The sequence below is a fragment of the Streptococcus sp. HMSC066F10 genome, assembly GCF_001813805.1.
GTDB classification, from domain to species: Bacteria; Bacillota; Bacilli; order Lactobacillales; family Streptococcaceae; genus Streptococcus; species Streptococcus vaginalis.
Map to the genome: position 1 here is coordinate 3,572 of NZ_KV814000.1, position 280 is coordinate 3,851.

Below are 280 nucleotides of genomic sequence, written 5' to 3' on the forward strand. Positions count from 1 at the left end.
TTTCCAACGGTAGAAAGTGGATCGTTTGATCCCAAAACAGTCCAGAATGACTGAGACAGGGTAGACTTTCTTGTATTCTTCCACCAGCTTGATAAGACTTACTTTGTCGATGACCTTACCAAGCTCCGATACTTTTTTAGCAATTCCACCTGTAGGCGTAGTTGTTCCGCTTCGGATAGCTGTTCCATTCCTTTACCGTAGGTATATTGTTCCCCCACAGGTTGGTGGAAGCGGTGCAGTTCACCATTTCGATACCATCGCCACCAGGTTTTGACCTGAC

General features: G+C 46.1%; 1 pseudogene. It reads right to left on the reverse strand.

The annotated features are described in order from the left end of the window. Window positions 1-98 precede the first annotated feature (98 nt). Window positions 99-280 (reverse strand): annotated as a pseudogene (locus HMPREF2933_RS10190) (hypothetical protein); the annotation flags it as partial.